Source organism: Candidatus Accumulibacter aalborgensis (genome assembly GCF_900089955.1).
GTDB lineage: Bacteria > Pseudomonadota > Gammaproteobacteria > Burkholderiales > Rhodocyclaceae > Accumulibacter > Accumulibacter aalborgensis.
Window position 1 is genome coordinate 58,281 of sequence record NZ_FLQX01000002.1, and the last position, 26,588, is coordinate 84,868.

Sequence of the window (26,588 nt, forward strand, 5' to 3'; positions counted from 1 at the left end):
TTTCTTAAGTCCCAGTATCCAAAAAGACCGGTCCGCAAGCCGCGGAACCGGCCTTCCCCACAGAGGCGAAATCACCATCGTTGATCTTGCAAAATGCTCCAGGCATGCAGCGCACGGCCCAGCGGACGCAGCGAGCTTCCCCTGCATTCGGCCTTGCTGGTAGCAGACAACCCTCAGTGACCTCTCTAACAGCTTACCACAAGCGTCAAGCGGACTTTACCATGGCCGACAACTAAGCTCACCACACAAAGGCGTTTGATCCGCCAGCCATCTGAAACGAATGCGATGAGAAGTATGGCACAGACTTTGCTTAACTCAGCCAGAGGCCGGCCGACCCCATGGTAAGGCGCCTCAGCCGCACCAGTCGCTTCACTTGGGTGCGCCAGCCCATGGCTGGCGCACTTTTCTGGTGCGGTGCAGCATCTTGAAGGGCCAGCATATTCGGCGTATAGTCGCGAGTCCCGCGGAGTGGCCTACCGGTCGCCTCTGCGCCGGATTTGATGATTTCCTCGACAGCGGTCGCCGGGGTAACGTCTTTGTTTTTTGAGGATTCGAGCGTGATGGATTCGGCCATACCTGAAGAGCAGGGACTTTACGACCCTGCCAACGAGCACGACGCCTGTGGCGTCGGTTTTGTAGCGCACATCCGGGGCAAGAAGAGTTACTCGATCATCGAGCAAGGCCTGCTGATCCTGAAGAACCTGGATCACCGCGGAGCAGTCGGTGCCGACCCCTTGATGGGCGACGGTGCCGGGATCCTGATCCAGATTCCTGACGACTTCTTTCGTGAGGAGATGGTCAAGCAGGGTATCTTGCTGCCGCAAGCCGGTGATTACGGGGTGGGCATGGTTTTTCTGCCCAAGGAGTCGGCTTCGCGCCTCGCCTGTCAGGAAGAAATCGAGCGGGCGGTACGCGCCGAGGGCCAGGTCGTATTGGGCTGGCGCGACGTGCCGATCGATCACAGTTTGCCGATGTCGTCGACGGTGCGCACCCGAGAGCCGGTAATTCGCCAGATCTTCGTTGGTCGCGGCGCCGACATCATGGTCACCGACGCTCTCGAACGGAAGCTCTACGTCATCCGCCGACGGGCTGCCAACGCCATCCAGGCGCTGGGACTCAAGCACAGCAAGGAGTTTTACCAGCCATCGATGTCGGCGCGGACGATCGTCTACAAGGGCTTGCTGCTGGCGGACCAGGTCGGTGAGTACTATACCGACCTCAAGGACCCGCGCTGCATCTCGGCCATGGCGCTGGTACACCAGCGTTTCTCGACCAATACGTTTCCGACCTGGCACCTTGCCCACCCCTTCAGGATGATCGCGCACAACGGAGAGATCAACACCCTGCGCGGCAACTACAACTGGATGCGTGCGCGCGAGAAGGGTACCTGGTCACCGCTGCTCGGCGCCGATCTGGAAAAGATCTGGCCGGTGATCTATCCCGGCCAATCCGATTCCGCTTCGTTCGACAATGCCCTCGAACTGCTCGTCATGGGCGGCTACTCGCTGGCGCACGCGATGATGATGCTGATTCCCGAGGCCTGGGAATCGCATACGCTGATGGACGAAAAGCGAGGTGCTTTCTACAAGTACCATGCGGCGATGATCGAGCCCTGGGATGGCCCGGCCGCCGTGGCCTTTACCGACGGGCGCCAGATTGGCGCAACGCTCGATCGTAACGGCTTGCGCCCGGCGCGCTACCTGGTCACTGACGACGATCTGGTGGTCATGGCTTCGGAAGCGGGAGTCCTGCCCATTGCCGAGGAACGGATCGTCAAGAAGTGGCGTCTGCAGCCGGGCAAGATGTTTCTGATCGACCTCGACCAGGGGCGGATCATCGACGATGCCGAACTCAAGGACACGCTGTCGCGGACCAAGCCTTACCAGGACTGGCTGAGTCGCATCAACATCAAGCTCGATGAACTGCCGTCGACCAAGGGCACGCCGCCGCCTCGCTACTCGGCGTCGCTGCTCGACCGGCAGCAGGCCTTCGGCTACAGCCAGGAAGACATCAAGTTCATTCTTGAGCCGATGGCCAGCTCGGGCGAGGAGGCCACCGGGTCGATGGGTAACGACTCGCCATTGGCGGTGCTGTCGAACCGCAGCAAGCCCCTGTTCAACTATTTTCGCCAGCTTTTCGCGCAGGTGACGAATCCGCCGATCGACCCGATCCGCGAGCAGCTGGTAATGTCGCTGGTGTCCTTCATCGGTCCCAAACCCAATCTGCTCGGGATCAACGAAATCAATCCGCCGTATCGCCTCGAGGTTGCCCAACCGGTCCTCGATTGTGACAACATGGCGAAACTGCGCCGCATCGCGAGCTACACCGGGAACAAGTTCCACTCGGCTGAACTGGACATCTGCTACCCCCTGGCCTGGGGCAACGAAGGCGTTGAAGCGCGGCTCGCCTCACTGTGCGCCGAGGCCGAGGATCGCGTGCACCAGGGCGCGAGCATCCTCATCGTCTCGGACCGCAAGATCGATGCCGCTCATGTCGCGATCCCCGCCCTCCTGGCAACTTCGGCCGTCCACCACCACCTGGTCACCAAGGGGCTGCGGACCCGTGTCGGGCTGGTAGTCGAAACCGGTGCAGCGCGTGAAACGCATCATTTTGCCGCCCTTGCCGGTTACGGGGCGGAAGCGGTGCACCCCTATCTGGCCCTCGAAACGCTGCAAGACATGGCCTGTGGTGACGCCGAAAAGGGCGAAAAAGCGATCAAGCACTTCATCAAGGGTGTCGGCAAGGGTCTGCTCAAGGTAATGTCCAAGATGGGCATCTCCACCTACATGTCCTATACCGGAGCGCAGATTTTCGAAGCCGTCGGTCTGCAGAAGAAGCTGGTCGACAAGTACTTCACGGGAACGTCGACGCAGGTCGAGGGAATCGGCGTCTTCGAGGTGATGGAAGAAGCAATTCAACTGCACAAGCTGGCTTTCAGCGACGACCCGGTGTTGGCGACCATGCTTGACGCCGGCGGTGAATACGCCTATCGCGTCCGTGGCGAAGAGCACATGTGGACGCCCGATGTAATCGCCAAGCTGCAGCACTCGACCCGTACCGGCAGCTACGATACCTACAAGGACTACGCCAAGCTGATCAACGACCAGTCGAAACGGCACATGACCCTGCGCGGGCTGTTCGAGATCAAGGCTGCGGGGCCGGCTGTAGCACTCGACGAAGTCGAGTCGGCGAAGGAAATCGTCAAGCGTTTCGCCACCGGGGCGATGTCGCTGGGCTCGATTTCAACCGAGGCGCACAGCACGCTGGCGATCGCGATGAACCGCCTGGGCGGCAAATCAAACACCGGCGAGGGCGGCGAAGACCCGGCACGTTTCAAAGTGCTGCAGGGTGGCGAGATGGTTTCGGACGTTATTGGCAAGTCGCGCATCGAACGCGACTACCAGTTGCAGCCCGGCGACAGCCTGCGCTCGGCGATCAAACAGGTCGCTTCCGGACGCTTCGGTGTCACCGCCGAATACCTGGTCAATGCCGACCAGTTGCAGATCAAGATGGCGCAGGGTGCCAAGCCCGGCGAGGGCGGCCAACTGCCGGGCCACAAGGTTTCCGAGTACATCGGCTACCTGCGCCATTCGGTGCCCGGCGTCGGGCTGATCTCGCCGCCACCGCACCACGACATCTACTCGATCGAAGACCTGGCGCAACTGATTCACGACTTGAAGAGTGCGAATCCGCAGGCGTCGATCAGCGTCAAGCTGGTATCGGAGGTCGGCGTCGGCACGGTCGCCGCCGGGGTGACCAAGGCCAAGGCCGATCATCTGGTGATTGCCGGCCACGATGGCGGAACGGGTGCCAGCCCGCAGTCGTCGATCAAGCACGCCGGATCGCCATGGGAGCTGGGTCTCGCCGAGACGCAACAGACGCTGGTCCTCAACCGACTGCGGGGGCGAGTTCGCGTGCAGGTCGATGGCCAGAACAAAACCGGGCGCGACGTCCTGATCGGTGCCCTGCTGGGCGCCGACGAGTTTGGCTTTGCCACTGCTCCACTGGTCGTCGAGGGCTGCATCATGATGCGCAAGTGCCACCTCAATACCTGCCCGGTGGGGGTGGCCACCCAGGACCCGGTGTTGCGCCGCCGATTTTCCGGCCAGCCGGAGCACGTGGTCAACTACTTCTTCTTTGTCGCCGAAGAGGTGCGCGAACTGATGGCGCAAATGGGCATCCGCAGCTTCAACGAGCTCATCGGCCGCTCTGACCTGCTCGACATGCAAAAGGGGATCACGCACTGGAAGGCGAAGGGGCTGGACTACAGCCGGGTTTTCCAGCGCCCGGAAAACAAGGCCGGAGCGCCGGTCTTTCAATGCGAAGAACAGGACCACGGTCTTGGCAAGGAGCTCGATGTCAAGCTCATCGAACTTGCCGGACCCGCGCTCGAGCGCGGCGAAAAGGTCAGCTTCGAGTTGCCGGTACGTAACATCAACCGCACCGTGGGCGCCATGCTTTCCGGCCGGGTTGCGGCGCGCTACGGGCACACCGGACTGCCCGACGGGACCATCGACATTCACCTCAAAGGCACGGCGGGGCAGAGCTTTGGCGCCTTTCTGGCACACGGAGTGACGGTGGACCTGGTGGGAGAGGCCAATGATTACGTCGGCAAGGGCTTGTCAGGTGGGAGGATCATCGTCCGCCCGAGTGCTGGTTTTCGTGGCGAGACGCCGAACAACATCATCATCGGCAATACCGTCCTCTATGGGGCCATTGAAGGCGAAGCCTTCTTTGCCGGCGTCGCGGGCGAGCGCTTTGCCGTCCGCAACTCGGGCGCCACAACCGTCGTCGAGGGGGTGGGTGATCATGGCTGCGAGTACATGACGGGTGGTACGGTGGTGGTACTCGGCATGACCGGCCGCAACTTTGCCGCCGGCATGTCCGGTGGCGTGGCTTACGTACTCGACGAGGACCGTAGCTTCGCATCGCGCTGCAACATGGCGCAGGTCTCGCTGGAGCCGGTCGAGGAGGAATTCGCCGCGCGCCAGGGCAGCGACGCCGGCGACGACCTGGAAGGTCACGGCAGGGTAGATGTGCGCCATCTCGGGGTGATCGACGAAGTGCTGCTCAAGAGCCTGATCGACAAGCACTATCGCTTTACCGGCAGCCGACAGGCGCAGCGCTTGCTCAATGACTGGGAGCGCTATCGCGCCCGCTTCGTGAAGATCATGCCGCACGAATACCGCCGGGTACTCACCGAGTTGGCGGTGCAAAAGCAACTGGAGGCAGCGTAACCATGGGTAAGCCGACTGGATTCATCGAGTATCAGCGTCTGGCCGAGGCCTCTGAGCCCGCCACCTCGCGCCTCAAGCATTACGGCGAGTTCATCAAGGTCCTCAGCGACGAGCAGGCCAAGGTGCAGGGTGCTCGCTGCATGGACTGTGGCATTCCTTTCTGCAATACCGGCTGCCCGGTCAATAACATCATTCCCGATTGGAACGACCTGGTTTACCGGGGCAACTGGGAGCAGGCGCTGTCTGTCCTGCACTCGACCAACAATTTCCCGGACTTTACCGGGCGCATCTGTCCGGCGCCCTGCGAAGCGGCTTGTACGCTTAATATCAACACGGACCCGGTAGGGATCAAGTCGATCGAGCATGCGATCGTCGACAAGGGCTGGGAGAAAGGCTGGATTCTTCCGCAGCCAGCGAAGCTCAAGACCGGCAGGCAAGTGGCCGTCGTCGGTTCCGGGCCCGCCGGCCTGGCCGCGGCGCAGCAGTTGGCCCGGGTCGGGCACAAGGTGGTTGTTTTCGAAAAGAGCGATCGCCTTGGGGGCTTGTTGCGCTACGGAATCCCGGATTTCAAGCTCGAGAAGTCGCATATCGACCGTCGCATCGAACAGATGAAAGCCGAAGGCGTCGAGTTCCTCGTCAATCAGGAAGTGGGTGGGAACGGTGGCAACGCAGTTCCCGTTGGCCGCCTGTTGGCCGATTTCGATGCGCTCATTCTTGCCGGTGGTGCGGAGTTGCCGCGTGACTTGAACGTGCCCGGCCGGGAGCTGCAGGGCGTGCACTTCGCCATGGAGTTCCTGCCGCAGCAGAACAAGGTCAACGCCGGCGACCAGTTGGCGACGCAGATCCTGGCTGGCGGCAAGCATGTGGTGGTGATTGGCGGCGGCGATACGGGTTCCGACTGCGTCGGCACCAGCAATCGCCACGGAGCACTGTCGGTAACCCAGTTCGAGTTGATGCCGCAACCGCCCGAGCAGGAAGACAAGAGCCTGATCTGGCCCTACTGGCCACTCAAGCTGCGCACATCCTCCTCGCACGAAGAGGGCTGCGCACGCGACTTTGCAGTTTCGACCAAGGAGTTCGTCGGCGAGAACGGCAAGTTGAAGGCCCTGAAGGTTGTCCGCCTGGACTGGAAGGATGGCCAGATGAGCGAAGTTCCGGGTAGCGAGTTCGAGATCGCAGCCGACCTCGTGCTGCTCGCCATGGGCTTCGTTGCGCCGGTCCGGCAGGGACTTCTCGATCAGTTGGCAGTTGAACTCGACGCGCGGGCCAACGTCAAGGCGACGACCGACGGTGCCGGTTGCTACGCCACCAGTGTGGCGAAAGTCTTTGCCGCAGGCGATATGCGGCGAGGCCAGTCGCTCGTCGTCTGGGCAATTCGCGAAGGCCGGCAATGCGCACGCGAGGTCGATGCTTTCCTGATGGGGATTTCGGACCTACCGCGCTGAGAGCGCGAAGCGGACGAGTGTGACATTCTTGTGAGTGTTTCGCGGACAAACCTGAAATAATGTGACCAAGCAAAGGCGCTGTTGCTGTGCGCAGCAATGCCGAGCGCGGCCAGGCCGGCGGCGCCCTCGCGAGCTGGCTGTCGCCGCGTGAGGCCACGGCCAGCAGAACACAGAGCAACCTGACGTCTGACTGAATGTGACCCATGAATATCGTCATTCTCGCTGCCGGGCAAGGCAAGCGCATGCATTCGAACCTGCCCAAAGTTCTGCATCCACTGGCCGGCAAGGCGCTCGTCTCGCATGTCATCGATACCGCACGCAGCCTTGCTCCGCAGACGGTCTGTCTGGTCTACGGACACGGAGGGGACGCCCTGCGGACCACCATTGCCGCGCCGGATTTGGTCTGGGTTCTGCAGGAACCGCAACTGGGAACCGGCCATGCGGTCATGCAGGCCTTGCCGCATCTCGGGGAAGCCGAAACGACGCTGGTTCTTTATGGTGATGTGCCGCTGATCCAGGCGGCAACCCTGAAGAAACTGCTGCACGCGGCACGCAAGGCGCTGGCCATCCTCACCGTCGAACTTGCCGACCCAACTGGTTACGGGCGCATCGTGCGTAACGCCGCTGGTGAGGTGCTGCGCATCGTCGAGCAAAAGGATGCCTCGGCCGAAGAGCAAGCGATTGCTGAGGTGAATACCGGCATTGTCGCTCTACCAACCGTTCGGCTGGCCGAGTGGCTCGGTCGCCTTTCGAACAACAACGCGCAGCAGGAGTACTACCTGACTGATATCGTGGCCATGGCAGTTGCTGCCGGCGTGCCGATCCAGACGACGGCAGCACAGGATGAATGGGAAGTGCTGGGCGTCAATAGCAAGGTGCAGCTTGCCAAACTCGAACGCGTCGCCCAGCGTCGGACCGCCGAGCGGCTGATGGAACAGGGAGTGCGCCTGGCCGACCCGGCGCGTATCGACGTCCGCGGCGAGCTGCTGTGCGGACGCGATGTCTTTATCGACGTCAACTGCGTTTTCGAGGGAAAGGTGGTTCTCGAAGAGGCCGTCGAGGTCGGTCCGGCCTGTGTGCTCAAGAACGCCCGCATCGGCGCCGGATCGCGTCTGGCTGCCTTCAGTCACATCGAAGACGCGATCGTCGGGCCAGATGGCGTCATCGGACCGTTCGCCCGGCTACGCCCGGGAACCGAACTCGCCGCCGGCGTGCACGTCGGCAACTTCGTCGAGCTGAAAAACAGCAAGTTTGCCGCCCAATCGAAGGCCAATCACCTCGCCTATATCGGCGACGCGATCGTCGGCAGCCGGGTGAACATCGGTGCCGGGACGATCACCTGTAACTACGACGGCGCCAACAAGTTTCAGACCATCATCGAGGACGATGCCTTCATCGGCTCCGATACGCAACTCGTTGCGCCGGTCACCGTCGGTCGCGGTGCCACCCTCGGTGCCGGCACGACGCTGACCCGCGACGCTCCGCCCGATACGCTGACCATTTCACGTGCCCGGCAAGTGTCCATTGCCGGCTGGAAGCGGCCGCAAAAAGCCAGGAAGTAGTTCATTCTCCATCCCCGGCTGGCAACAGCCACAGAAGAAGTGATCTGACCATGTGTGGCATCGTAGCTGCGGTCGCCGACCGCAATATCGTCCCCGTCCTTCTCGAAGGTCTGCGCAAGCTCGAATACCGTGGCTACGATTCCGCCGGTCTCGCGCTGATCAACGACGCCGGTCTGCAGCGGCTACGTTCCGTCGGTCGCGTCGTCGAACTGACAGCGCAGGTAGAAGGATCGCAGGTTGCCGGCAACACGGGCATTGCCCATACCCGCTGGGCGACACACGGTGTCCCTTGTGAGCGAAACGCCCACCCGCACATATCGGGCGGTCTCGCAGTGGTGCACAACGGAATCATCGAGAATCACGAATCTCTGCGCGAACGCCTCAAAGCCCTTGCCTACGAGTTTGTCTCCGATACGGATACCGAGGTCGTCGCCCACCTGATCGCCCATGAGCTGAAAACGGCCCCTGACTTCCTGACTGCAGTCCGCCGGGCGATTGCCCAATTGCAAGGCGCCTACGCCATCGCCGTGCTGCGTGAGTCCGATCCGAGCCGGCTGGTGGTGGCGCGTGAAGGAGCGCCGCTTCTACTGGGGCTGACCGACGACGGATGCTACGCCGCCTCCGACGCATCGGCGCTGGTCCAGGTCACCCGCCGGATGATTTATCTGGAGAACGGCGACTGCGCCGAACTGATGCACAAGGGCTATCGCATCACCCGCGTAGATGGCACGCCGGTGGAGCGTACGGAGATCGAGTCACAACTTACCGCCGACGCTGTCGAACTGGGCCACTACCGGCACTACATGCAGAAAGAGATCTTCGAGCAGCCTGTGGCGCTGGCCAATACGCTCGAGATGCTCGGCGTAGCGCGCAGCATCCAGCCCGGCCTTTTCGGCGCCGCGAGCGAAGCTACCTTGCAGGACGTGCGGCAGGTCCTGATCATCGCCTGCGGAACCAGTTATCACGCGGGTCTGGTCGCGCGGTACTGGCTCGAATCGATCGCCGGGATACCGTGCTCGGTTGAAGTGGCCAGCGAGTATCGCTATCGCGACTCGGTGCCCGACCCGTCGACTCTGGTGGTGACCATTTCGCAGTCGGGAGAAACCGCCGATACGCTGGCTGCGCTGCACCATGCCAAGGGACTCGGCATGAGCCGCACGCTGTGTATCTGCAATGTACCCGAGTCGTCGCTGGTGCGCGAGAATACGCTGCGCTTCATTACCCGCGCCGGTCCGGAAATCGGCGTGGCGTCGACCAAGGCCTTCACCACGCAACTCGCCGCGCTCTACCTACTGACGCTGGTTCTCGCCAAACTTCGTTTTCGCCTTGACGATGAGGCCGAGGCGGCGGAGCTGCATGCGGTACGGCACCTGCCGATGGCGGTGGCCAAGGTGCTCGAACTGGAGCCACAGATCCGCGAATGGGCCGGGCGCTTCTCGATGAAACAGCATGCACTCTTCCTGGGACGCGGCCGCCATTACCCGATTGCCATGGAAGGCGCGCTGAAACTGAAGGAGATCTCCTACATCCACGCCGAGGCCTATCCGGCCGGCGAACTGAAGCATGGGCCGCTGGCTCTGGTCGACCGGGAAATGCCGGTCATTGCCGTCGCCCCCAACGATGCCCTGCTCGAAAAGCTCAAGTCCAATCTGCAGGAAGTGCGCGCCCGTGGCGGCGAGCTGTACGTCTTTGCCGACGCCGACAGCGAGATGAAGGAGTCGGACGGCATTCACGTGTTGCACCTTCCCGAGCATTACGGCGCACTCTCGCCCTTGCTACACGTGGTATCGCTGCAATTGCTTGCCTACCATGTGGCTCTGGTACGCGGAACTGATGTCGACAAGCCTCGCAACCTGGCCAAATCGGTGACTGTCGAGTGAACGTCGGTTCTGTCGGCGAGCGACGCACCAGGAAAGTGCGCCAAGCAGCAACCCCGCACCACCTGCTCGCATCGGGGCCGTCCTGAGTAGCTCGATAGCCTCTGTTTTCCTGACTGTCCAACACGCTGGTTTACTGGCACGATTACTGCTTTACAACTAGCAATCCATACGGGCGGTGAGCACGATGAGCGCAGATTTCTACAACGAGATGTACGATGCAGGCGGGACGCTGCGGCCGCATTATCGGGCCTTTGCCGAATGGCTGGCGGCGATGCCGCCCGAGCGTCTGGCGCGCAAACAGGTCGAGGCCGACACGGCTTTTCACCGGGTCGGCATCACCTTTGCGGTCTATGGCGAGGAGTCCGGTACCGAACGCTTGATTCCTTTCGACATCATCCCGCGCATCATCCCGGCGGCCGAGTGGGCAGCGCTGCAGGCAGGGTTGTGGCAGCGCGTGAAAGCGCTGAACGCCTTCCTGAACGACATCTACCACGATCAGGAAATCCTCCGCGCGGGGCGGATTCCGTCCGAGCAGGTGCTTAACAACGCGCAGTTTCGCCCCGAGATGATGGGCGTTGATGTGCCGTCCGGCATTTACGCCCACATCGCCGGCGTCGACATCGTCCGCGCCGGCGCCGGTGAGTCCTACGTCCTCGAAGATAATCTCCGTGTGCCGTCCGGCGTGTCGTACATGATCGAAGACCGCAAAATGATGATGCGACTCTTTCCGGAACTTTTTTCACGGCACCTGATCGCGCCCGTGCAGCATTACCCCGACATGCTGCTGGAGAATCTGCGCACCGTCGCGCCAAAGGGTGTTACCAATCCGACGGTCGTCCTGTTGACGCCTGGTGCCTATAACAGCGCGTACTTTGAGCACACTTTCCTGGCCCAGCAGATGGGAATTGAACTCGTCGAGGGTCGAGACCTGTTCGTCAAGGATGAGACGGTGTTCATGCGCACCACACAAGGTCCGCAGCGGGTCGATGTCATCTACCGTCGGCTCGATGATGACTTTCTCGATCCGCAGGTCTTCAACAAGGAGTCGATGCTGGGCGTTCCCGGACTCCTGTCCGCCTATCGCGCCGGGCAGGTCACCCTGGCCAACGCCATCGGCGCCGGTGTGGCCGACGACAAGTCGATCTACCCGTATGTGCCAGAGATGATCCGTTTCTACCTCGGCGAGGAGCCGACGCTGAACAACGTGCCAACCTGGATGCTGCGCAAGCCGGACGATCTCAAGTACGTGTTGGCGCACTTACCGGAACTGGTCGTCAAGGAGGTACATGGCGCAGGCGGCTACGGCATGCTGGTCGGGCCTGCATCGACGACGGCCGAGATCGAGGATTTCCGTGCCCGTATCGTCGCCGCCCCCGAGAAGTACATCGCGCAGCCGACCCTGGCGCTCTCCAACTGCCCGACCTTCGTCGAGTCGGGTATCGCACCACGCCACCTTGACCTGCGCCCCTTCGTGCTCTCCGGAAAGCGCATCGGCATGGTACCGGGTGGCTTGACCAGGGTGGCGCTGCGTGAAGGCTCGCTGGTCGTAAACTCCTCGCAGGGCGGGGGCACCAAGGACACCTGGGTGTTGGAAAACTAACATGCACGGAGAGCCGAGATGTTAAGCCGCACAGCCGATCACCTTTACTGGATGGCGCGTTACACCGAGCGCGCCGAAAACCTGGCACGTCTTCTCGACGTCTCATACCAGATGTCAATGGTGCCGCAATCGGTTGCCGCACAGAACGAGAACTGGCGCGCCATACTTGCGCTGAACAGTCTGGAGGCGACATTTGCCGAGGTGTACGATGAGGTCAACGTCGAGAACGTTCTACGCTTCATGGTCTCCGACCCGGCCAATCCTTCGTCCATCTACAGTTGTCTGCGTGCGGCGCGTGAAAATGCCCACGCTGTACGCGGAACGCTCACCGCCGAAATGTGGGAGAGCGTCAACGCGACCTGGATAGACCTGCGCCAACAGAACTTCGAGCATATTCTCGCGCGCGGCGTCAGTGAGTTCTTCGACTGGGTCAAGCTGCGTTCGGCGGTCACCCGAGGCGTGACTTTCGGGACCATGCTCAAGGATGACTCACTGCATTTCATCCGCCTCGGAGGGCTGCTCGAGCGCGGCGACAACTCGGCCCGTATCCTCGACATGCAATACCACATCCTGCGCAATGGCGACGAGGGAGCGAGCGATTTTTATCGCTGGGGCGCTTTGCTGCGCTCGCTTTCCGCCTTCCAGGTCTATCGCAAGGTCTATCGCGACGCGATTACCCCGGCGCGTGTTGCCGAACTGCTGATCCTGCGCATGGACTTTCCCCGGTCCTTGCACGCCTGCGCCGATGGCGTCATTCGCATGTTGCAACTGATTGCCAACGGTGCTTCGGCGGAGACCGAGCGGCAGGCCGGCGTACTGCATGCCAGGTTGCATTTTGCGCGCATTGATGATGTGTTGGCGGGCGGACTACACGAGTACCTGACCGACTTCATGGATCGTATCTTCGAACTCGGCGACGGCATCAGCCGCGACTTCCTGATACCAGCCTGAGGCGTTGACGGCCTCTTCTGGGCGGACGGGGGTCGGCACGACTCGCTCGCCTGCCGACTCCCACTCGCTACAGCAAGTTACAGCAAGTTACAGCAAGTCCAGGACCTTCTCGGGCGGCCTCCCGAGAACCGCCCGATTTCCGCGCACGGCGATCGGGCGCTCGATCAAAATGGGGTAAGCCACAAGCGCGTCCAGCCATTCTTCTTCGCTCAGGGAACGCCCGGCATATTGCTCCTTGAACACGGATTCCCCGCGGCGCACGAGTTCTGCCGGATTCATGCCGAGCTTTCTCAATAGCTCACGGAGTTCCTCGCGGCTCGGCGGGGTCTTGAGATAGTCAACAATCTCGGCATCCACACCCTGGTCGGCGATCAGTTGGCAAGCAGCGCGGCTCTTCGAGCAGCGGTTGTTGTGGTAGATTCGGAAGGGAACGTCGCTCATCAACTGTCCTCAGGCATACCCGCCAGAGCCGGGCGCTGGTCGTCGTCGGGCGATTCTACAACGACTTGCACCTACGCGTCGCCTGAGCCGTAACGCCAGGATTCCGGAAATCACAGTCACTTCATCCAAGCAATTGATTTTTATGTAGACTGCGCAGGGTGACGGTGGGCGATCGCCGGCCGGTGGCCTGATTACCCGGTTAACTGGGAAAAAAGTCACTCTTTTGGTGACTGTTCGGCAGTAAGATTCGTTGGCAGTCGTGGACACTGAGTCATCCAAAGGCCTTCTCCGACGTTACATTGGATAGGGTGTGGGGGCAGAGATCAGGCACCGCGTTCGCTGCCGACCGTGTCAGGAGCTACGTACGCCGCGTTCTGACAACTTGCCAACGACTTGAGTCAAGGAGCTATACTTGACGTGTATCGCTTGGCGGAGTCTTTATATCGGGCTGCCGGTACGGTGGAACTCAGTTAGGGTGAAGGGTCAAAATGAAAACGCTTCGTTTGTCGTTGATCACCGTATTGCTGTTGCCTGTGCCGGCCTTGTCTGATGATCTTGCCGCCGAAGCCCAATCGAGCGCAGCGCCGAAGACTCCAGCGATCAAGACGATTACCAACTTCACGCAATCCTTGCGTTGCATGGATGAGTTGTTCTATGCCTATGGTAAACAAGGCATCGCCATTACATCGACCGGCATCCCTGACGAGACGGGCAAAGTGAAGACCGGTACCAAGGAGATGCTGATCACCGCTATCTCGAAGATGACGGTGAAGAGCGACGCTTTTGATTTCATCGACTTTCATTCCGGGGCCGATGATCTGGGCGCGCTTTTCGCGGCCCGTGGTGATCAAAGTCGCGTAATGCCAGACTACTACATTCGCGGCTCGATCACCCAGATGGACGACAACAGCGTCCGCAAGAACAAGGGAATAGGGTTCTCTCTGCCCTTCCTTGACTTCGGGGTTTCGAAGGACGATGCGTATGACCTGCTCAGTATGGATCTGAGCATTGGCGACGCTGCCACGCGCAAGATCATTCCGATCACCAGCACGTCGAACACGCTGGTCCTGATGAAGGGCGGAACAGCTGGCGAAGGAGGAGGCAAGATCGGCAAGGTGGGTCTGAGTTTCAACGTCGATATCAGCCGCAATGAAGGTGTTGGTGCGGCGACGAGGACGCTGGTTGAACTGGGTCTGATCGAAGCCTTGGGCAAGTTCACCCAGGTCCCTTACTGGAAATGCCTCGATACAGACCTCACCAACCCCTTGATCCGCGAACAGGCCCGAGAGTGGTACGACAATGCCAAAGAAAATGATCGCGTCATGTTCATACAGCGCAAGCTGGCCGGCATGGGGCGTTATGACGGCCCGCTCAATGGTGTCCCGGGCGCGGCGCTGAAGACATCCGTCGCGGAGTACCAGTCTAGCGTCGGCCTTATCGCGGATGGCGTCATCAATTTCGACCTTTATGCAAGCCTGCTGGACAATCTCCAGAACCAGATCGCCGCGCTTCCCGCGCTGGGAGCGCCGAAATCGAATTACGTACCGGGGGTGAGCTCGCCGGTCAGGCCGCCAGCCGCGAGCCAGGTGGTGGCGACTCCTGCCGCCAGTCCTGCCGGCGCTCCGAATCCCATTTTTCGGATGAAGCTTGATACGGACCGCGGGACTAGACCGGCTTACAAGGTTGGCGAGTTCCTCAGCCTGACCTTGTCGATGAACACGCAGGGCACGGCCTATTGTTATTATCAGGACGCCTCAAGTATTACGGCGCGCATCTTCCCCAATCAGTTTCGCTCGGACTCGATGGTTCCTGCCGGAGCCGGCGTCAAGATACCATCGGGTGGATTCAGGATCAGGTTCGACAAGCCGGGGCCCGAGCGTGTGGCCTGTATCGGTTCCGATCGGGAATTGGTTGTTCCCGGCTCGCTTCGTGGCGCCCGCGATCTCTCTCCGTTGCCCGTCAGGTCGGTCGACGACATCGTCGGTCAGTACAGGCAGAACAACCCCTCGGCGGTCACGAGCATGGTTGACATCACCGTTTCACAGCAGTGAAGTGAACGAAATGGATACCAGAAACCAGGATTTAGCGAAAACACTGTCCAATGGACTGTTCACGGCCGCAACGCTGGGATTTCTGCTGACCGCCTTTGGCCAGGGCGCCCTCGCTGAAATCATTTTGGGGGGTCCCGCTCCAGGCGCGAGTGCTGCCGGACAAACGGCCCAGTACAACCGCCAACGGGCCATAGTCGAACAGAGCAGAAATGACAACGGGGAGTTCTGGGTGAGCCCCAATATCATTTTGAATGACGGCTATTACAATTCGGGCAGGGTCAACGCCCTAGGGGGGATCAATACCCTGGGTGGTGTCGGCGGCGCAGCGGCCAGCGGGTCGGCTGCCGGCTATGGGGCTGCTTACAACCGACAACGAGCTGTCGTAAATCAAGTCTTCATGGGTGACCACCCGCCGTCGAACAACCGTGAGCGTGCCAATGCGTACCGAACAGGCGGCAACTGAACGCCCGCCACGGTGCTGTGCAAGCGCATGGAAGTGGCAATGGCAAACGGCGCGCTGGAGGCGGAGAAATGGATCATGTCCAGAGCCTTTCACTGTGGACATACACTTGAGCGAGGTTGTCAATGAGGTTCCACATAGCGCCACTGCTGATCGTGTTTTCGCAGTTGGCTACTGCACAGGTGTCGGTTGATGTGTCCGGGTATGGTGTGAAGAGCGGCTCGGGATCGACTGCTTCGGGCTCCGGGAATACGGCGGTCAACGAAACGGGCGTGATTTCTCCCGACGCAGAGATCGAAGGTGTCACGACCATCAATGACAATGTATGGATCGATGGTGTCAAGATCGCTCGGGGAGTCACTGAATACTTCTCGAAGAAGACCAGAAAGGCGTATACGATTCGCTGGGGGAAAAAGGGTGAGGGTGCAACCGTAACCGAGAAGCCATGAGTGGCGCCCCGTGAACAGTCTTTGCTGAAACTGGAGAACGTCGTGCAACTGCCTCAATTCATGAATCGCCTGTTTTTATTGCTGGTTCTTGTTGCTACCTTGCTGGGCAGCGGGCGACTGCATGCTTTCGAGATCAAGGATGGAGATCTGAAAACGATCTTGTATGCCAGGACGGACGTACCTGTCGCGTGGCGTTATACGCCGAACAAAGAGGTGATTATCCTGGACATGCCAGGGCTGGATTTGTTGGGCCGCACCTTCAACCGGGCGACACAACTCAAGGAGCAGCAATACAGCGAGCCCTACCCGCGCGTTCTGACCTCGGACGAACTGACCAAGTACATCGGCGCGGCCAACAAGACTTTCGCCACCTTCGCGGGAGGGCACGATCTGCGGGTATCCGATCTGGTTCAATTTTTCAACCTCGCCGAGCGGGACAAGGTTGAACTCTTCCCTGAGGAGAATGCGCTTCGGGACTTCTTTGTCGAGCAAGGGCTCATGAAGGAGTGGCGGGGGGTCTACCTGCCGCAAAAGCCCAACACGATCATTCTCGCCATACCTCAGGTGCAGGATCGCGGTAGCGAGCCGGCGGTGACGCGTAATGCCCGCTATGCGATTCTTCTCCATGAACTTTCGCATGCAGAATTTTACGGGAATGCGTCCTATAACAGGTACTGTCGAACCTTCTGGGCAGACGCTATGACCGAAGGCCAGAAGGAGGCGTTCAAGAGGTTTCTTGCCGGCATGCGCTACTCGGTGGACAACCAGGAGCTGCTGATCAACGAGATGCAGGCCTATCTGATGTTTACGCCCGATGCTGGATCGTTTTCAGCAGGCCGGCTCGGCATTTCTGAAAGCGAGTTGGCAGCACTGCGTGACGCCTTCGTCAAAGGGCGCCCACCGCTTCAACTTCCTCTGCGTGTCAGGGCCGGAGATTTGCCATGAATAGGATCTTGTCGATCAAAATTCTCGCGCTCGTAATGGCCAGCCTGGGAAGTTCTCAGTCCTGTCTTGCGCAAAAGACAAAAATCCAGGGAAATACCGAGATCAATGCTTCCACGAACAACACCACTGCCGTCGCAGTGGGTAACAACGTAGTCGCAAAGAACCGGGTCGGTGTCATTCAAGGTGAGAAGAAGGGCAATACACGAATCAACGTTTCCGCCGCCAACGTCACGACGGTGACCACGGGACGGAACAAGAAGGCGTGTACCAACATAGGAGCGATTGTCAGCGATGAATGCAAATAGAATGAAACTTGCGCGATATGTGGTCTTCGCGCTGTTGTGCGGCGCGTCCGGTGCTTCCCTGGCCGTTCAGGACCTGAATGCGCGTTCGCAGACGAAAGTGAATAATGCGATGGCAAAGGCTTGGCAAAAAGGCGACCCGAATGATCCTGCCATGCAGAAACAAGTGGTTAACATTGGAAGTAAGCGGAATAACACCTGCAATGTTAACGTGGGCACGGTGAAGCCGGGGCAAAAGGCCCCGAAGGACATCGTCGTGACGACCAAGGAAGTTATCAACGTATGCAAGTGAGAGAGACTATGAAAAAAAGCATGTACCGCATGGCGCTCGTGGCGCTAATGATGCTGTCAAATGGGGCAGTAGTCATTCCGGCTTTTGCCGCTGGCGATGACACATCCAGCCTTGAGGAATTGAAGCGCGCGATGAGTGAACCGTCGGAAGCGCCGAAGAAGAAGCGGACGCGAGCGATCGTTTTCGACGGTGATGCTGCGCCAACTCCTGCCGGGGCGCCAGTGATTGGCGGCGGGAGCGCACTGGATTGTGCGGCGCTGCCTCCCGATGCCAAAGCGATATCGGTCCAGTTTCCCATCCAGTTCCGTCCTGGAAGCGCAGTGATCACACCAGCGTCCGGCGTTACGCTGGTCGAGATTGCTAAGATTCTCTCCCTCACCCCCGATCGCTGCGTGATCGTCGAAGGGCATACCGACGCCGAGGGAAATCCCGACAGAAATCTGGCCCTGTCGCGTGATCGCGCCAGCGCTGTGGTCAAGTTCATTGTGGAGAAGGGATCGGTTGACCGTAAACGCCTGGTACCGGTGGGCAAAGGTTCAACCGACTTGGTCAAGGACCTGGATCCTCGTGACGCAAGAAACCGCCGCGTGGTTTTCAAGGTGGTTGCCAGCTAAGCAGCGAAACAAAGCTCGCGTTGTGTGCGGAACGTGCTCGTTCCGTTTGCAGGCCACTGCTGTCGACTGTCGCTCAACGGTGGCTTTTGCGCGTTTCTTTCCTCATCAGAACTTTCTTGCAGGTCGGGCAGTGCGCTTGAGTGCTGCACGTCTGTCCAACCGACGTCCATTGTGGAAGCGCATCATGTTCCGATCAAGAACACAAAAGACCATTCTGATGTTCGTTGCCAGCGGCGGCTGCGCGCTGGCTTCGATGTATGCGGGCACGGGCTTTGCTGCTGATGCGCAAGCCGGGAACATCTGGGGTGCCCAGATCAAGGTCTCTCGTGACGACGTCGGCATCGAGCGCGACGGGCAACGGTTTCCTGGGCTGGTGGGTGCTCGTCTGAGGGAAAAGGACATCATCCGTACGGGCGAAAAAGGCTCGGTCGGCATCATGTTCACCGACAACTCGACGCTTTCAATGGGCCCTGATTCAGAGGTGGTCTTACGGCGCTATGCCTACGATTCGACAACGTACATGGGTGCCTTCGATGCCTACATCAAACGGGGAAACGTTTCGCTGCAAACCGGTAACATCGCCAAGCAGACCCCGGAAGCCATGCGCATGTTCACGCCAAAGGCCGAGCTTAGCGGCACCGCCAAGAATTATGTTGTCAGCGTTGGGGAATAGGGAATGAACAGGCCATTGATCGTACTTGTGCTGTCTCTGACGGTCACCGCTTGCGCACATCGTGACAGCTACGTGCTGCTTCCCGACCGCGGCGGGCCAGCGGGAACCCTCACTGTGAAGCCAACTGAAGGTGGTTTGCCGCTCAAGCTCGACCAACCCTACCAGACTGCCACCTCGACCATGAGCGGAGCATTTGACCAGAGCACGACGAACAAGCAGGATGTGGAGACGCGCTATCGTGCCGCTCTCGGCGCTACCCCACCGGCATTGGTCCGCTTCACGCTGTACTTCCTGGAAGGCAGCGATGAACTGACGCCAGCGTCGAAACGTGATCTGGAAGCCGTCATGGTCGAGATCAAGGCGCGCCCGGTTCCCGATATCGTCGTCGTGGGCCACACCGATAGAGTAGGGTTAGTAGCCGACAACGATCGTCTGGCACTTCGCCGAGCCGAATCTTTCAGAAAGAGGCTCTTGCAGCAGGGAATGGCCGACGATGCGATCCAGACCGCCGGTCGCGGTGAACGCGAGCCCCTGGTCGACACAGCGGATGAGGTGCCAGAACCGCGTAATCGCAGGATCGAGATCCTCGTCCGCTAATGCTTTCAAGGGCGTGACAACAGGGTCATATTGAGCTGGCCGCGTGCTAGAATCGCGCCCCGATCCGACCCGGTCTGTCGATGTCCCTACTCAACCCCCCGCAACGCGAAGCGATCCGCTATCTCGATGGTCCGCTGCTGGTTCTCGCCGGCGCCGGCTCCGGAAAGACGCGCGTCATCACCGAGAAGATCGCCTACCTGATCGAGTCCTGCGGCTTCAACCCGCGCAATATTGCGGCCATCACCTTCACCAACAAGGCGGCGAAGGAAATGCAGGAGCGGGTCAATAAGCTGCTCGCCGGCAAACCCGCGCAGGGACTGACGATCTCGACCTTTCACGCGCTCGGGGTGCGTATCCTGCGTGAGGAAGCCGTCACGCTGGGCTACAAGCCCAACTTCTCGATCCTCGATTCCAGCGACTGTTTAGCCATCGTTTCGGAGCTTGCCGGTAGCGTCGACAAGGCCAACATCCGCAAGCTGCAGTCGCTGATCTCGAACTGGAAGAGCGCTCTGGTCTCCCCGGATCAAGCGCGCAAGAACGCCCAGGATGAGACGGAGACCCTCGCTGCAAACGCCTTCGCCAGTTATTCGGGCACTTTGCAGGCCTACCAGGCGGTTGATTTCGATGACCTGATCGCCTTGCCGGTGGCCCTCTTCGAGAACCATCCTGCGGTGCGCGACAAGTGGCAGAACCGTCTGCGCTATTTGCTGATCGATGAATATCAGGATACCAACGCCAGCCAATACAGGATGCTCCGGCTGCTCGCCGGGCCGCGCGCCGCGTTCACGGCGGTCGGCGACGACGACCAGGCGATCTATGGCTGGCGGGGAGCCGACATCGAAAACCTGCGAGGGCTGCCGCGCGACTATCCGAACCTCAAGGTGATCAAACTCGAACAGAACTACCGCTCGACGGTGCGCATCCTCAAGGCGGCGAACGCCTTGATCGCGCACAACGAAAAACTGTTCGACAAAAAGTTGTGGTCCGAACTCGGCCATGGCGACCCGATCACCGTCACCGTCTGCGGCAACAGTGACCAGGAGGCCGAGTCAGTGGTGATGAAGCTGCAGGCGCACCGTTTCGAGCATCGGGCAGCCTTTGGCGACTATGCCATTCTCTACCGTGGCAACTTCCAGGCGCGCGCGCTTGAACAGTTGCTGCGCAACCAGCGCATCCCCTATCTACTGTCAGGCGGACAGTCCTTCTTTGACAAGACCGAGATCAAGGACCTCACCTCGTACCTTCGCTTGCTGGCCAATAATGACGACGACCCGGCGTTCATCCGCGCGGTCAGCACCCCGAGACGCGGCGTCGGCGCCAGTACGCTGCAGGCACTTGGCAGTTATGCCGGCGAACGACGGCTTTCGCTCTTCGCCGCGGCCTTCGAACAGGGTTTCGCGCAACGCGTGCCAGCTCGCCAGCTTGCCCCGCTGCTCGAGTTCTGCGAGTTCATCAACCGTCTGCAGGGGCGTGCCGGGAAAGAGCCGGCGGCGCAGGTGATGCCCGACCTGCTCGCCGCGATCGGTTACGAGGCCTGGTTGTTCGAACACGACGAGGCGCGTACCGCACGCATCAAACTGGCCAATGTGCAGGACTTCTGCGACTGGCTGGGAAAAAAGGGCGCCGAGGAGAACAAGACGCTGTTCGACCTCACGCAGACGATTGCGCTGATCAACCTGCTCGACAAGAAAGACTCCGAGGTCGACGCCGTTAAGTTATCGACGCTGCACGCCGCCAAGGGTCTGGAATTCAAACACGTTTTCCTGATCGGCATCGAGGAGGGAGTTCTGCCTCACCGCGAAGCACAGGCCGACAACCGGATCGAGGAAGAGCGGCGCCTGATGTACGTCGGCATCACCCGCGCGCAACGCTCGCTGCACCTGAGCTACGCCGAGAAACGCAAGCAAGGAAGGGAACTGATCGCCTGCCAGGCATCGCGCTTCATCGACGAGATGGGTCGCGAGGACCTTCGCTTCTCTGGCGGCAAGTCTGAAACCATCCCCGACAAGGCAGCGACCACCGACCGCCTGGCGGCCCTGAAAGCAATGCTTGGCAAGGCAAGCCCCGGCTAGTGCTGACCGACGTACGCGTTGACGAATGCCTTCAGGGGTGAGCGCCGTCGGCAGGCTTGACGTTCGCCTCGGCAAGGCAGCTTTCGATGCGGATCATGGTCTGCGCAATATCCTCGTCGAGGCCGATCGAGAAACGGATCAAGCCATCGCGCAAGCCTGCCGCTGAACGTTCATCGATCGGTATCTCGGACGAAGTGCTGTGGCCGGGGGTGGTGAACAGCGTTTTGAAATAGCCGAGGCTGACGGCCAGGTAACCGACCTTGTCGCGCTGCAGAAGCGTCATCAGGCGATTGGCGGCGGCATGATCGCCGGCGTCGAGGGTCAACATTCCGCCCCAGCCGTAGCCGGGGTTCATCAGACCGCCAAGCAGCGTGTGGTGTGGATGACTGGCCAGCCCCGGGTAGTGAACCGGGTAACCCAGCGCTTCGAGTCGGCGGGCCAGATGCAGCGCGTTGGCCCCATGCTGACGCAGGCGCACATGCAAACTGTGAAGATTCTTGAGAATGCTGGCCGCCCGCGTGCTGTCGAGCACCGGACCCAGCAGCATGCTCGGACCGGAGTTGATGTCGTTCAGTTGCGCGATGAAGTCGCGCGACGAGACAACGCAACCGGCGACACAGTCGCTGGTGCCGTTAACGAATTTGGTCAGACTGTGCACAACGACATCGGCACCATGGCGAAGCGGCGACAGGATCATCGGCGTGAAGGTGTTGTCGACCACCAGGCGCGCACCGCTTTCGTGCGCGATGGCGGCCAACGCCGGCAGATCGCTGACTTCGAGCAGCGGGTTACTCAGTGACTCGCAGTAGAGCACGCGCGTACGTGGCGTCATCGCCGCGCGGACGGCGTCGTGGTTGCACAGGTCGACGAAGCGGGCGTTGACTCCAAAACGCGGCAGCAGGTTCTTGAGCAGGGCATGCCGGATTGAAGGCCATGCGGATGCCCTCCGATGGGTGATGGGAAAGCCAACCGTAGCACATGCGGCGTGCCGATGGCAAAGGACGAACTGCCGAATCGCGGGGCGCGAAAGCGACTCGTTGCGCGCGTCGGAGGCCATGGACCGCTGACTGAGCGTCGCTCACGGCGTGTGTGGCGTGTGTATTCAGCGATTTTCTTGAAAGTGCTTGACCACGCAGCACGTTTTAATTATGAGTGCACAGTGACGGGCATTGGCCGGTCGGACATCTGGCAGCCGCGACACAGGCGAGGCGACTGAGGCGTTTTCTCAGCCGCCTCGCCGTCATCGCACTGTCAGCACCAAGGAAAGATAACGATGAAAAGAGATCCGCGTTTCCGCATCGCCGTTCTCCCCGGCGACGGCATTGGGCCCGAGATCGTGGCCTCCTGCCTGCAGGTTCTGGACGCCCTCCACGAGCGTGTGGGTGGGGGTATCGGCTTTGACTTTCGGCACCTTGAAGGCGGCGCCGCGCACTACCAGAAGACCGGTACCGCCTTCTCCGATGAGAGCATGGCCCAGTGCAAGAAAGCCGACGCGGTGCTGTTTGGTGCCATCGGCCTGCCACATGTCCGCTACCCCGACGGAACGGAAATCTCCACCCAGTTCGATCTGCGCTTCGAAATGGACCTGTACGCGGGGCTGCGCCCGATCCGCAGCTACCCCGGTCTGCCATGCGTATTGGCCGACAAGCGCGCGGCGCAGATCGACCTGGTCCTGATTCGCGAGCAGACCGAAGGACTTCTCTACTCGCGTGGTCGCGGAACCATCGAAGACGACCGGGTGGCGTGGGAAACGATGATGATCTCGCGCAGTGGCAGTAGCCGGGTTTCCGAGTTCGCCTTCCGGGTAGCCGAACGGCGCGCCAAGAGCCGGCGGCGACCGGGCAAGGTCACCTGTGTCGACAAGGCCAACGTGCTCTCTTCGATGGCCTTTTTCCGGCGCATCTTCAGCGAGGTGGCGGCCACTCACCCGACCGTCAAAGCCGAATTCGCCTACGTTGACGCGACCGCAATGAACCTCATAAAGCATCCATGGGAGTTCGACGTGCTACTCACCGAGAACGCTTTCGGTGGCATCCTTTCCGACCTGTCAGCCGGCGTCGTCGGCAGCCTTGGTCTCGCCCCGTCGGCCGACATCGGCGACAGGCATGCTGTCTTCCAGCCCGCGCATGGAAGCGCGCCTCACCTTGCCGGTCAAGGTAAAGCAAACCCGGTGGCGCAGATCCTCTCGGCGGCACTGATGCTTGACTGGCTCGCCGACCAGCATGGCGAGCCTCGCCTGGCGCATGGCGCGCGCATCCTGGAGCACGCTGTTGAAAAGGCGCTGACGGTCATCTGCCCGATGGAATTCGGTGGGCACGACGGCACGGCAGCGATCACCAAGGCGATCATCGGCCAGGTCCGCAGGTCATGAACCCTCCCACGAGCGCAAACCAGATCCTCAGCACAGCCGATGGCCAGTTGCTTCCTGTCGTCGAACGTCAAAGCGGCGACTCTCCCCAGTACGCGATCATCTGGCTCCACGGTCTCGGTGCCGACGGACACGACTTCGAGCCGATCGTGGATGAGTTCGATTTTGACCGGTTGCCGGCGATCCGCTTTGTCTTTCCACATGCACCGATGCGCGCGGTGACGATCAATGCTGGCTACGTGATGCGTGCCTGGTATGACATCGTCTCGCCTGATTTTGCGCCGGGGCGGGAAGAGTCAGAAGGCGTGCGCCAGTCGGCGCAACAGATCGAGGCGCTGATCGCCCGCGAAAACGCACGCGGCATTCCGGACGAGCGCGTCGTATTGGCCGGTTTCTCTCAAGGCGGGGTCATTGCCCTGCATACTGGCTTGCGTCATCGACGGCGCTTGGCGGGCATCCTCGCCTTGTCGTGTTATCTGCCGCTGACCGATACGCTTGCCGCAGAAGCTCAAGCAGCCAATCGTGACGTGCCGATATTCATGGCGCACGGGCGTGGTGATCCGGTCATTCCCTACGACTTCGGAAGACGCTCGGCCAAGTTGCTCGAGGAACGGGGGTACCCGGTGCAGTGGCACGGCTATGCCGCAGAGCATACGGTGTGCATGGCCGAATTGCGTGACATCGAAACCTGGCTGCAGCAGGTTTTGGCCGACGTCTGCTGAGCCCAACCCACCAACGCATGCAGGTCTTGGTCACCGGCGCTACAGGCTACATCGGCAGCCGCTTGCTGCCCGCCCTCATGCGACGCGGCCACCAGGTCTCTGCGCTGACCCGACCGCAGTCGGCGCGCAGGCTCGCGCCGGGATGTCGCGCCGTCATCGGCGATGCGCTTGACGCAGCGAGCTACGCGCTGGCGATCGATGGGGCGGACGCGCTCGTCCATCTGGTGGGCGTACCCCATCCCAGCCCGGCCAAAGCGGCCCTGTTCCGCAGCGTCGATCTTGCTTCCGCACGCGAGGCAGTCGCCGCGGCACTGGCGGCGAGGGTGAAGCATTTTGTCTATCTCAGCGTCGCTCAACCGGCACCGGTGATGCGCGCCTACGTCGCCGCGCGCGCCGAGGGCGAAGCCTTGATCCGCGCCAGCGGCATCGCGGCCAGTTTTCTTCGTCCCTGGTATGTCGTCGGCCCCGGCCACCGCTGGCCGCTGGTTTTGCTGCCCGCCTACTACCTGCTCGAACGGCTGCCCGTCACGCACGAAGCGGCGCGGCGCTTTGGCCTCGTCAGCGTCGAGCAGATGGTCAGGGCAATCGTACGCGCGGTGGAGGACCCGCCGCTGGGCGTGCGCGTTCTCGAAGTACCCGACATACGCTGCGCCACCGATCAGGACTGCCCCCCCGTCTCACCCTAGCGAAGGCGAGCACGCCGCCAAGGCTCAACGAAACAACCATTGCGAGCACCTCCTCATGATCACCGGCAATATCAGGAGCCAGATCGACCAGATCTGGAACGTCTTCTGGACCGGCGGCATCTCCAACCCGCTGGAGGTGATCGAGCAGATCACCTATCTCCTTTTCCTGCGGCGGCTGGACGACCTGCACACGCTCGAAGAGAACCGGTCAGCCCGGCTCGGGAAGCCGATGGAACGTCGGGTCTTCCCCGAGGGCAACGACGGCATCGGCAGGAGCGGCGGCCGTTCCTTCGAGCACCTGCGCTGGTCTCGCTTCAAGCACTTCGCCGCGAGCGACATGTACGCCGTGGTCAGCGAGCACGTCTTCCCGTTCCTGCGCACGCTCGGTGGCGACGACTCCACCTACGCGCAGCACATGAAGGATGCTCGCTTTACCATTCCGTCGGCGGCGCTGCTGGCCAGGGTGGTGGACCTGCTCGACGCCGTGCCGATGGAGGATCGCGACACCAAGGGCGACGTCTACGAGTACATGCTCGGCAAGATCGCCAGCGCCGGGCAGAACGGCCAGTTCCGCACGCCACGCCACATCATCCGGCTGATGGTCGAGCTGACCGCGCCGCAGCCGACCGACGTGATCTGCGACCCGGCCTGCGGCACGGCGGGTTTCCTGGTCACGGCGGGCGAGGTCCTGCGCCAGCGCCACCCGAACCTCCTGCACGACGCCAGGCTGCGCGAGCACTTCCACCACCACATGTTCCACGGCTTCGACTTCGACAACACCATGCTGCGCATCGGCAGCATGAACATGCTGCTGCACGGCGTCGAGAACCCCGACATCCGCTACCGCGACTCGCTGGCGCAGGACCACGCCGGCGAGGAGGAAAAGTACACGCTGCTGCTCGCCAATCCGCCCTTCGCCGGCAGCCTCGACTACGAGAACACCGCCAGGGACCTGCTGCAGATCGTCAAGACCAAGAAGACCGAGCTGCTCTTCCTCGCGCTCTTCCTGCGCCTGCTCAAACCCGGCGGCCGCGCCGCGGTGATCGTTCCCGACGGCGTGCTCTTCGGCTCCAGCACCGCTCACAAGGAGTTGCGCCGGATGCTGGTCGAAGACCAGAAGCTCGACGCCGTCGTCAAGCTGCCCGGCGGCGTCTTCAAGCCGTATGCAGGCGTGTCCACCTGTTACGTCGCGCGGTGATTCAGACTGTTTGGCGCAAGCTGTTCGAGGCTGAGACAGAGGG

At 61.0% G+C, this 26,588-nt stretch carries 21 protein-coding genes and 1 pseudogene; 20 read left to right on the plus strand and 2 right to left on the minus strand.

Features of this window, described 5'->3' with window-relative positions; translation table 11 throughout:
* The first annotated feature begins 560 nt into the window (after window positions 1–560).
* The 6 genes from ACCAA_RS01030 to ACCAA_RS01055 all read left to right on the plus strand — a co-directional run bounded on the left by ACCAA_RS01030 (window position 561) and on the right by ACCAA_RS01055 (window position 12,675).
* Complete coding sequence (locus tag ACCAA_RS01030) at window positions 561–5,237, plus strand: glutamate synthase-related protein (RefSeq protein ID WP_186405392.1); 4,677 nt, start codon at window positions 561–563, stop codon at window positions 5,235–5,237.
* Window positions 5,238–5,239: 2 nt separating this feature from the next.
* Window positions 5,240–6,682: a glutamate synthase subunit beta gene (locus tag ACCAA_RS01035; RefSeq protein WP_186405393.1), complete on the plus strand. Its 1,443-nt coding sequence runs from the start codon at window positions 5,240–5,242 to the stop codon at window positions 6,680–6,682.
* Between the two features lie 203 nt (window positions 6,683–6,885).
* Window positions 6,886–8,244 carry a bifunctional UDP-N-acetylglucosamine diphosphorylase/glucosamine-1-phosphate N-acetyltransferase GlmU gene (glmU, locus tag ACCAA_RS01040; RefSeq protein WP_186405394.1) on the plus strand — a complete coding sequence of 453 codons (1,359 nt, stop codon included), beginning with the start codon at window positions 6,886–6,888 and terminating at the stop codon, window positions 8,242–8,244.
* Between the two features lie 50 nt (window positions 8,245–8,294).
* Window positions 8,295–10,124, plus strand: coding sequence for a glutamine--fructose-6-phosphate transaminase (isomerizing) (gene glmS / locus ACCAA_RS01045; protein ID WP_186405395.1), 1,830 nt, complete (start codon window positions 8,295–8,297; stop codon window positions 10,122–10,124).
* Window positions 10,125–10,308: 184 nt separating this feature from the next.
* Entirely contained in the window at window positions 10,309–11,724 is a 1,416-nt protein-coding gene (locus ACCAA_RS01050) for a circularly permuted type 2 ATP-grasp protein (protein ID WP_186405396.1), read from the plus strand.
* An 18-nt stretch (window positions 11,725–11,742) separates the two neighbouring features.
* Window positions 11,743–12,675, plus strand: a complete 933-nt coding sequence (locus ACCAA_RS01055) for an alpha-E domain-containing protein (protein WP_186405397.1) — start codon at window positions 11,743–11,745, stop codon at window positions 12,673–12,675.
* Window positions 12,676–12,762: 87 nt separating this feature from the next.
* Here ACCAA_RS01055 and arsC read toward each other — a convergent pair whose 3' ends face one another.
* A complete protein-coding gene (gene arsC / locus ACCAA_RS01060; protein ID WP_186405398.1) occupies window positions 12,763–13,116 on the minus strand; it encodes an arsenate reductase (glutaredoxin) in 354 nt (117 codons plus the stop codon).
* Between the two features lie 488 nt (window positions 13,117–13,604).
* Between arsC and ACCAA_RS01065 the strand changes: the two genes are divergently transcribed.
* The 10 genes from ACCAA_RS01065 to ACCAA_RS01110 all read left to right on the plus strand — a co-directional run bounded on the left by ACCAA_RS01065 (window position 13,605) and on the right by ACCAA_RS01110 (window position 21,571).
* The gene (locus ACCAA_RS01065) at window positions 13,605–15,167 is read left to right on the plus strand and encodes a DUF4384 domain-containing protein (RefSeq protein WP_186405399.1); all 1,563 of its coding nucleotides are present in this window, start codon (window positions 13,605–13,607) and stop codon (window positions 15,165–15,167) included.
* A 1-nt stretch (window position 15,168) separates the two neighbouring features.
* Window positions 15,169–15,630 carry a hypothetical protein gene (locus ACCAA_RS01070; protein WP_186405400.1) on the plus strand — a complete coding sequence of 154 codons (462 nt, stop codon included), beginning with the start codon at window positions 15,169–15,171 and terminating at the stop codon, window positions 15,628–15,630.
* 122 nt (window positions 15,631–15,752) lie between these two features.
* Entirely contained in the window at window positions 15,753–16,076 is a 324-nt protein-coding gene (locus ACCAA_RS01075) for a hypothetical protein (protein ID WP_186405401.1), read from the plus strand.
* The gene (locus ACCAA_RS01080) at window positions 16,077–17,021 is read left to right on the plus strand and encodes a hypothetical protein (RefSeq protein WP_186405402.1); all 945 of its coding nucleotides are present in this window, start codon (window positions 16,077–16,079) and stop codon (window positions 17,019–17,021) included.
* Window positions 17,018–17,326: a hypothetical protein gene (locus ACCAA_RS01085; protein WP_186405403.1), complete on the plus strand. Its 309-nt coding sequence runs from the start codon at window positions 17,018–17,020 to the stop codon at window positions 17,324–17,326. The genes ACCAA_RS01080 and ACCAA_RS01085 overlap by 4 nt, the downstream gene beginning before the upstream one ends.
* Before the next feature lies 1 nt (window position 17,327).
* Window positions 17,328–17,615, plus strand: a complete 288-nt coding sequence (locus ACCAA_RS01090; protein WP_186405404.1) for a hypothetical protein — start codon at window positions 17,328–17,330, stop codon at window positions 17,613–17,615.
* Between the two features lie 8 nt (window positions 17,616–17,623).
* Window positions 17,624–18,229 (plus strand): OmpA family protein, encoded by a 606-nt coding sequence (locus ACCAA_RS01095; protein ID WP_186405405.1) that lies wholly within the window; start codon window positions 17,624–17,626, stop codon window positions 18,227–18,229.
* A complete protein-coding gene (locus ACCAA_RS01100; RefSeq protein ID WP_186405406.1) occupies window positions 18,183–18,902 on the plus strand; it encodes a FecR domain-containing protein in 720 nt (239 codons plus the stop codon). The genes ACCAA_RS01095 and ACCAA_RS01100 overlap by 47 nt, the downstream gene beginning before the upstream one ends.
* 3 nt (window positions 18,903–18,905) lie before the next feature.
* Complete coding sequence (locus ACCAA_RS01105; RefSeq protein ID WP_186405407.1) at window positions 18,906–19,499, plus strand: OmpA family protein; 594 nt, start codon at window positions 18,906–18,908, stop codon at window positions 19,497–19,499.
* Window positions 19,500–19,579: 80 nt separating this feature from the next.
* The gene (locus tag ACCAA_RS01110) at window positions 19,580–21,571 is read left to right on the plus strand and encodes a UvrD-helicase domain-containing protein (RefSeq protein WP_186405408.1); all 1,992 of its coding nucleotides are present in this window, start codon (window positions 19,580–19,582) and stop codon (window positions 21,569–21,571) included.
* Between the two features lie 31 nt (window positions 21,572–21,602).
* Here the strand turns inward: ACCAA_RS01110 and ACCAA_RS01115 are convergent, their stop codons facing one another.
* Window positions 21,603–22,628, minus strand: a complete 1,026-nt coding sequence (locus ACCAA_RS01115) for a PLP-dependent transferase (protein ID WP_245754370.1) — start codon at window positions 22,626–22,628, stop codon at window positions 21,603–21,605.
* A gap of 216 nt (window positions 22,629–22,844) precedes the next feature.
* Here ACCAA_RS01115 and ACCAA_RS01120 point away from each other — a divergent pair, with 216 nt between their 5' ends.
* The 4 genes and pseudogenes from ACCAA_RS01120 to ACCAA_RS01135 all read left to right on the plus strand — a co-directional run.
* The gene (locus ACCAA_RS01120; RefSeq protein ID WP_186405409.1) at window positions 22,845–23,942 is read left to right on the plus strand and encodes an isocitrate/isopropylmalate dehydrogenase family protein; all 1,098 of its coding nucleotides are present in this window, start codon (window positions 22,845–22,847) and stop codon (window positions 23,940–23,942) included.
* Window positions 23,939–24,661, plus strand: a complete 723-nt coding sequence (locus tag ACCAA_RS01125; RefSeq protein WP_186405410.1) for an alpha/beta hydrolase — start codon at window positions 23,939–23,941, stop codon at window positions 24,659–24,661. The genes ACCAA_RS01120 and ACCAA_RS01125 overlap by 4 nt, the downstream gene beginning before the upstream one ends.
* Window positions 24,662–24,678: 17 nt before the next feature.
* A complete protein-coding gene (locus tag ACCAA_RS01130; protein WP_186405411.1) occupies window positions 24,679–25,347 on the plus strand; it encodes an SDR family oxidoreductase in 669 nt (222 codons plus the stop codon).
* 55 nt (window positions 25,348–25,402) lie between these two features.
* Window positions 25,403–26,527, plus strand: a pseudogene (locus ACCAA_RS01135) (class I SAM-dependent DNA methyltransferase); the annotation flags it as partial.
* Between the last annotated feature and the right edge of the window lie 61 nt (window positions 26,528–26,588).

What these genes read in the sequence shown, in the direction of transcription:
- ACCAA_RS01030 (WP_186405392.1), top strand. Translation starts at nt 561, where the DNA reads ATGGATTCGGCCATACCTGAAGAGCAGGGACTTTACGACCCTGCCAAC.
- ACCAA_RS01035 (WP_186405393.1), top strand. Translation starts at nt 5,240, where the DNA reads ATGGGTAAGCCGACTGGATTCATCGAGTATCAGCGTCTGGCCGAGGCC.
- glmU (WP_186405394.1), top strand. Translation starts at nt 6,886, where the DNA reads ATGAATATCGTCATTCTCGCTGCCGGGCAAGGCAAGCGCATGCATTCG.
- glmS (WP_186405395.1), top strand. Translation starts at nt 8,295, where the DNA reads ATGTGTGGCATCGTAGCTGCGGTCGCCGACCGCAATATCGTCCCCGTC.
- ACCAA_RS01050 (WP_186405396.1), top strand. Translation starts at nt 10,309, where the DNA reads ATGAGCGCAGATTTCTACAACGAGATGTACGATGCAGGCGGGACGCTG.
- ACCAA_RS01055 (WP_186405397.1), top strand. Translation starts at nt 11,743, where the DNA reads ATGTTAAGCCGCACAGCCGATCACCTTTACTGGATGGCGCGTTACACC.
- arsC (WP_186405398.1), bottom strand. Translation starts at nt 13,116, where the DNA reads ATGAGCGACGTTCCCTTCCGAATCTACCACAACAACCGCTGCTCGAAG.
- ACCAA_RS01065 (WP_186405399.1), top strand. Translation starts at nt 13,605, where the DNA reads ATGAAAACGCTTCGTTTGTCGTTGATCACCGTATTGCTGTTGCCTGTG.
- ACCAA_RS01075 (WP_186405401.1), top strand. Translation starts at nt 15,753, where the DNA reads ATGAGGTTCCACATAGCGCCACTGCTGATCGTGTTTTCGCAGTTGGCT.
- ACCAA_RS01085 (WP_186405403.1), top strand. Translation starts at nt 17,018, where the DNA reads ATGAATAGGATCTTGTCGATCAAAATTCTCGCGCTCGTAATGGCCAGC.
- ACCAA_RS01090 (WP_186405404.1), top strand. Translation starts at nt 17,328, where the DNA reads ATGAAACTTGCGCGATATGTGGTCTTCGCGCTGTTGTGCGGCGCGTCC.
- ACCAA_RS01095 (WP_186405405.1), top strand. Translation starts at nt 17,624, where the DNA reads ATGAAAAAAAGCATGTACCGCATGGCGCTCGTGGCGCTAATGATGCTG.
- ACCAA_RS01105 (WP_186405407.1), top strand. Translation starts at nt 18,906, where the DNA reads ATGAACAGGCCATTGATCGTACTTGTGCTGTCTCTGACGGTCACCGCT.
- ACCAA_RS01110 (WP_186405408.1), top strand. Translation starts at nt 19,580, where the DNA reads ATGTCCCTACTCAACCCCCCGCAACGCGAAGCGATCCGCTATCTCGAT.
- ACCAA_RS01115 (WP_245754370.1), bottom strand. Translation starts at nt 22,628, where the DNA reads ATGGCCTCCGACGCGCGCAACGAGTCGCTTTCGCGCCCCGCGATTCGG.
- ACCAA_RS01120 (WP_186405409.1), top strand. Translation starts at nt 22,845, where the DNA reads ATGAAAAGAGATCCGCGTTTCCGCATCGCCGTTCTCCCCGGCGACGGC.
- ACCAA_RS01125 (WP_186405410.1), top strand. Translation starts at nt 23,939, where the DNA reads ATGAACCCTCCCACGAGCGCAAACCAGATCCTCAGCACAGCCGATGGC.
- ACCAA_RS01130 (WP_186405411.1), top strand. Translation starts at nt 24,679, where the DNA reads ATGCAGGTCTTGGTCACCGGCGCTACAGGCTACATCGGCAGCCGCTTG.